This is a genomic window from Microbulbifer harenosus, from assembly GCF_005771435.1.
GTDB classification, from domain to species: Bacteria; Pseudomonadota; Gammaproteobacteria; order Pseudomonadales; family Cellvibrionaceae; genus Microbulbifer; species Microbulbifer harenosus.
This window is the reverse complement of record NZ_VANI01000026.1, coordinates 1-5962: the sequence shown is the minus strand read 5'-3', so window position 1 is coordinate 5962 and position 5962 is coordinate 1. Positions and strand designations below refer to the sequence as shown.

Here is a 5962-nt window from a genome sequence, read left to right as displayed (position 1 = left end):
CGTCTTACTTTATGCACGTTTTGCGCGGTCGCTACACTCCCATTTTCGCGCAAAACGTGCATAAAGTAAGCCGCCGCTGAGCACGGCGTTATGCTCAGTAAGCACGGAGAAAAATATGTCAGCCAGAAGAAGGTATTTACACCCCTTCTTAGATAGTAATAGATGGCAGAAATTCAAGCCAAGAAGTGGGGATATTGTAATTGCCACTCCTTTTAAATCTGGCACTACGTGGATGCAAATGATTGTTTTAGGACTTTTGCATGGCATCAAAAACCCACCCTTATTGAGAGAGGTGGGGCACTGGATAGATTTTAGGCCGGCACCTGAGGAGGAGACACTTGCGCGTCTTGAAGAGCAGTCTTCACGAAGGTTCATTAAGACCCATTTGCCCTTCGATGCAATTAAATTTGATAAAAATATTAAATATATTGTAGTTGATCGTGATCCTAGAGATGTCTTTATGTCTCTCTGGAATCACTACAAAAATATGGATGTTGACTTGGTTAATAGTGACCTTCCGCCAGATGTCCATCCTATACCACCGTGCCCTGATAGCATCCATGAATTCTGGAAGTCATGGCTAACAAAGGGGTATTTTGAATGGGAGAGCGAGGGGTATCCTTTCTGGTCAAACTTGAGGCATGTGCAGTCATGGTTTGATGTGAAAGATTTAGATAATGTGTTACACGTGCATTACAACAACTTACTGCTTGATAGTAAATCAGAAATTAAGCGTGTCGCCGAATTTATTGAAGTCGAGATTTCTGCTGAGGAAGCGAATTCCCTGGCCAATTACACTTCCTTTGAATCTACAAAGAAAAATCTCAATAAATTATTTCCTGGTGGCTATCGCCTATTTAAAAATGGCCCAGATACATTTTTCCATAAGGGAAATAATGGTCGATGGAGAAGTGTATTAACTCAAGAAGATGAAAAGCTGCTGTCTGAGGCTTCCAACACCATGCTCAGTAAAGCTTGCTTCAAGTGGCTGACCTTTGGAACCTTGTAGCGGAGCATAACAATCAGCGGCAGAGCGACAGTCAACGCTACGCACCTTTTGTGTTACTCGCTGGCGCTCAAACATTAACACAAAAGGCACTCCGCGCTGGCTGCGCCTGCGCTGGGCGTTATGCATCAGTCATAAATTGAGCACAGTAAAAATTAGAGTTTGAGATGGATTGGGAAATCGTAAACGGAGTCACTGGATTAGTAAGCGCATTAGTGGCAATTTTAGGGATATTTCAGTACAGGAAAATTTCAAGCGAAGTTTCACAGCCAAAATCCGGTTTCAGATCTCAAAAATTTTATGCTTTTTGGATCGCTAGTGCTGGTTGGGCATTGTGTTGCTTAAGCTATCTTTGGTTGATACAGCCATATGGAATGTATCCCTCCGATAGAGAGTACAAGCAATTCTTTGGCATTGTTTTAGGGTTTCCAGCGTTAGTTATCTTCCTCTATGGGGTTAATCTACTGCAGGGCGAGCAAAAAAATGCATAACAAGCGCAAGCAGTATGCTACGGCCCTGCGGGCCTCCGCGGGACGCCCAACGCTATGCACATGTTGTGCGGGTCGCTGCGCTCCCAATTTCGCACAATATGTGCATAGCATTGGTCGCCCCTGTTGCGGGCGTTCAGGCTGTAGAAAAACTCGAGCACCTCTTCCATAGATTAGTTTTTCGCGCGGAGAGTACCCTAAAATGTTTTTCGTCATGTTAAACAGGTCCAGAATTCGCATAGAAGCGCGATATTCCTGCACAAAATATAAGCAAAAAAGAGAGGCTGGGGTTTTTCTACAGCCTCGTTAGGCAAGTGGACAGAGTTATGGAGAGATATAAATACGATATTTTTGGTAGAGAAGTTCTGATTGAAAGAAGCCAAAATCGGTGGTCAACTTTCTACCACGGTTCAGAAGGTAAGCGACGAAATGCCGGAATATTTGTTCCACCAGAAATTACAGAAGCTGAGTTAACTCAGTTTCTGTCAGATCTCTGTCATGAGTGGGCAACTGAGAGGCATCCATCTGTGGTACGTCTGAGTGAAAATAAGTAAATTGGCATCCGCAGGGCACCCTGCCTAACAATCACGGGTAGTGAAGCTCCGGCCCTTCGGGCCTCCGCAGGACGGCTTACCCTACGCACGTTTTGCGCCATGTTAAACAGGTCCGTAATTCGCAAAGAAGCGCGATTTTCTGCGCAGAACATAAACAGAAAAGGGAGGCCGAAGTTTTTCTACAGCCTCGTTATGCGCCGACCATTCTATTGGAGTATTGAGGATTAATTATGAAGATTAAAACTACAGTGCTATGCCTTCCCGTTACCGATGTACAAAAGGCACTCATTTTTTACCGGGAAGTATTTGGATTTTCTGAAGCAAAAATAGAAGAGGGTATTCTTACTCTTGAATTCCCGAACCTGTCTCTTTTCATAATGGAGAAGAATGCTTACGAAGCGTATACCCATAAAGCAAAACGCGAAGCTTTTTTCCCTGGGAATTCTGCCCCTGCCATCATTAGTTGTGCAGTTGAATCAAAACAAGACGTGGATCGGGCGCTTGAATGCGCTAAAGAGAACGGCGGAACGGCACCGGCGAAACCCGAAGTCGACCCATCGTTCGGAGGATACATCGGCTATATCAGCGATCCTGAAGGGCATCTCTGGGAACTTGTATGCCCGAACCCATAAGCTTCACTTAACCAAAAAACACTTGAAATTCGCTCCTTTCGGTCGCCGGACGCTCGCAAGCTCGCGCCGTTTGTGTGAGCGTTCAGGCTGTTGAAAAACTCGAGCACTTCTTCCATAGATTATTTTTTCGTGCGGAGAGTGTCCTGAAATGTTTTCCGCCATGTAAATCAGGTACAGAATTCGCATAGAAGCGCGATTTTCTGCACATAATATGAACAGCAAAGAGGCCGGAGTTTTTCTACAGCCTCGTTATAGCGTAATTGAAGTACAGCAAGATTCGGGTCGGCAGTAGTCGTTCGTCCTTCTAATATGGCCTCTGTTCGGGCATGTGCCCTTTTATAATGATTAGAGCCAGAAGGAATGACTGATGACTATACTTGCTAACAAAGTTGCTATCGTTACTGGTGCCAGCACCGGTATTGGCTACGCGACCGCGAAGCTTTTCGCGAAAGAAGGTGCTGCCGTCGTGGTGGCTGCAAGGCGACAAAAGGAGCTTGATGACCTTGCGAACTCAATCAACGCGGAAGGCGGGCAGGCACTGGCACTAGCGGGTGATGTTGGTGATGAGGTTTTTGCCAAAACTTTGGTAGATAAGGCGGTAAGTTACTTCGGCGGATTGGATATCGCTTTCAACAATGCGGCTATCCTGGGTGCTATGAGCCCTGTCCCGGAAATGTCGAAAACGGAATGGGATCAGGTTATTGCGACGAACTTAACCAGCGCATTTTTGGGTGCAAAGTATCAACTGCCCGCTATGGCTACCCGAAAAGGAGGTTCGTTAATTTTCACCTCTACCTTCGTTGGCTACACCGCAGGTATGCCAGGTATGGCTGCCTACGCAGCCAGTAAGGCTGGCCTTATTGGGTTGACTCAAGTGCTGGCGTCAGAACATGGGCCTAAGAATATCCGGGTCAATGCCCTTCTGCCCGGTGGTACTGATACGCCAGCGGGACGTGAATTTGCCAATACGCCAGAAGCATTGGCGTTTGTGCATAACCTGCATGCTCTCAAGCGTATGGCGACACCAGATGAAATTGCTCAATCCGCATTGTACTTAGCATCCGATGCCTCCAGTTTCACAACTGGTTCTGCGATGTTGGTAGATGGCGGTGTATCCATAAATCGCGTCTGAGAGGTCGCGCCATGTCAGACTATGACCGAATCGCAAGCGCTATGGCCTATTTGGTTGATCGGGCAATGGATCAGCCCAACCTTGAAGAGATAGCGGCCCATGTGCATCTGAGTCCGTATCACTTTCAAAGGCTGTTTTGTAGGTGGGCGGGTACTACCCCGAAGCGCTTTTTACAGGTCCTGACATTGGAGCGGGGCAAAGTGTTGCTGGAGAATTCTCATTCCTTGCTCGAAGTCTCTCATGAACTTGGGTTAAGCGGCAGCTCAAGGTTGCATGATCATTTTGTGCAGCTGGAAGCTGTCACCCCCGGAGAGTATAAAAGTCGAGGTAAGCAAGTTCACATTGAGTACGGTGTACACGCCACCCCGCTGGGCCCAATGTTTGTTGCGGTAACCCAGCGTGGTGTTTGCCGGGCAGAGTTCATGGAGTTCAACAGCATGGACGAGTTACTAGATAACTTGCATAACGCTTGGCCGCTTAGTTCGATCAGGGAGAGCCTCCCATCTACGCGCCATGTTATTGACGCATTTTTTAATAGTGATACTGTTTCCAAGGATGGCCCGCTATCGCTGCATGTGGCAGGAACCAATTTTCAAATCGCCGTGTGGCGAGCTCTGCTGAAAATCCCGCCGGGCGCGGTGACGAGCTATGCCAAAGTAGCCAAGGCATTAGGTGCCCCCAAGGCTGCAAGGGCAGTTGGTAACGCCATCGGCGCAAATCCGGTCGCTTTACTGATTCCCTGTCATCGGGTTATACAGCAGAGTGGCGCCTTGGGGGGTTACCGTTGGGGACCAACGAAGAAGCTTATGGTGCAAACCTGGGAGAAAATGCATGATGAGCCGGTTGCGCTATAACAACGCTATACTGCCGACGCTCGCACCTCGCCAACTGATGCTGGGCGTTAAGAATTTAGACCGAAAACCATCTATAGGGAAGAATTTAAAATGAATCATAAAGGCAGCTGCCACTGCGGGAAAATTAGATTCGAAGTCAATGGCGATTTCGATTCTGTCATGGAATGTAATTGCTCCCATTGCAGCCGAAAAGGCTATTTATTATGGTTTTTGCCAAAAACTGAACTTTCTTTGCAAGTCGAGGAGGATTCCCTCGCTACATATACTTTCAACACACATAATATAAAGCATCAGTTTTGTGCCAATTGTGGCTGTGCACCATTTGGTTTTGGTGAGCATGGGGGGATGGAAGTAGCAGCGATTAATGTTCGCTGTTTAGAAGATATCGACTTGGGTTCGATTAAAAAAGAATCTATAGATGGTCGCTCCCTATAGATAGAAACGCTTAACAAGGTCGGACAATTTGCTCGGAACCTAGCTCTTCTCGGGACAGCTTATCTTTTGCCCGGGTCGCTAGGCTCCTGGTTTCGCGCAAAAACGCATAAAGTAAGCCCCCCGGTTCGTGGTGTTGTGCATGAAAAGGAAGTTCAGTGCTGTTAAAATTATTAAATTGGGTTGCCGTTAAAATTCATCGAAAAAGGCAACAAAGTATAGATTGGAAAAGCTTATTGGATTTACTGACAAGTGAGCTTGACGGGTTCAAATATTACTTAGATACCAGGAAAAATGGCCTGGTAGAATTGGAGTCTGGTATCGACCAACATGCCACTAAAGATGTGCTTGGTATTGTGGCGACTGTCAGTAAAAAATACCAAAAGCCATTTGAGACTAGGGAACCAGTAGAGCGGGCGTTAAAGCAACTTTGTTTAAGAAGTGAGCTAAGTGTTCATATGATGGTAAGTAGGAATCCCGGAAAATTTCTGGGTTACTATTTGTATATCAGGAACAATGCATAACCGGGCCATGCTGGAGAAATGGCTTACGCAATGCACTTTGCGCTAAATGCGCTCCAGCCGCCGAAGATGGCGACGCTATAATTAACATATAGTAAGGGACTATGTTTTCATCTATTGCCAATGTCTTTCGCTCCAAGAATAGATCAATATTTTTGGGTGAAGTTTTTGTGAACGAGCGAAATAAGCTTGTAAGGTTATTAGAATTTGACCTTAATGATGAAAACAAGCCAGAACAGCTAGAGGAATGGTAAGCGCCAAAGAATCAGCACCTGTTTTTCCTGATTCGACTTCAACACACTGATTCCAACCGTACTTACACAAAGGAATCAGCCATGACCCC

8 protein-coding genes are annotated in these 5962 nt (G+C 46.3%); all 8 read left to right on the top strand.

Annotated elements, in window-relative coordinates:
• Positions 1–115 precede the first annotated feature (115 nt).
• Positions 116–1009, top strand: a complete 894-nt coding sequence (locus FDY93_RS18890) for a sulfotransferase domain-containing protein (protein WP_138237318.1) — start codon at positions 116–118, stop codon at positions 1007–1009.
• Between the two features lie 164 nt (positions 1010–1173).
• Positions 1174–1497: a hypothetical protein gene (locus FDY93_RS18885; RefSeq protein ID WP_138237317.1), complete on the top strand. Its 324-nt coding sequence runs from the start codon at positions 1174–1176 to the stop codon at positions 1495–1497.
• 323 nt (positions 1498–1820) lie between these two features.
• Positions 1821–2048 (top strand): DUF7661 family protein, encoded by a 228-nt coding sequence (locus FDY93_RS19980; protein ID WP_138237316.1) that lies wholly within the window; start codon positions 1821–1823, stop codon positions 2046–2048.
• A gap of 230 nt (positions 2049–2278) precedes the next feature.
• Positions 2279–2680 (top strand): VOC family protein, encoded by a 402-nt coding sequence (locus FDY93_RS18875; RefSeq protein ID WP_138237315.1) that lies wholly within the window; start codon positions 2279–2281, stop codon positions 2678–2680.
• A gap of 367 nt (positions 2681–3047) precedes the next feature.
• The gene (locus tag FDY93_RS18870) at positions 3048–3812 is read left to right on the top strand and encodes an SDR family oxidoreductase (RefSeq protein WP_138237314.1); all 765 of its coding nucleotides are present in this window, start codon (positions 3048–3050) and stop codon (positions 3810–3812) included.
• Between the two features lie 11 nt (positions 3813–3823).
• Positions 3824–4666, top strand: coding sequence for a methylated-DNA--[protein]-cysteine S-methyltransferase (locus FDY93_RS18865; protein WP_138237313.1), 843 nt, complete (start codon positions 3824–3826; stop codon positions 4664–4666).
• 90 nt (positions 4667–4756) lie between these two features.
• Positions 4757–5101 carry a GFA family protein gene (locus FDY93_RS18860; RefSeq protein ID WP_138237312.1) on the top strand — a complete coding sequence of 115 codons (345 nt, stop codon included), beginning with the start codon at positions 4757–4759 and terminating at the stop codon, positions 5099–5101.
• A 155-nt stretch (positions 5102–5256) separates the two neighbouring features.
• Positions 5257–5622: a hypothetical protein gene (locus FDY93_RS18855; protein WP_138237311.1), complete on the top strand. Its 366-nt coding sequence runs from the start codon at positions 5257–5259 to the stop codon at positions 5620–5622.
• Positions 5623–5962: the final 340 nt, after the last annotated feature.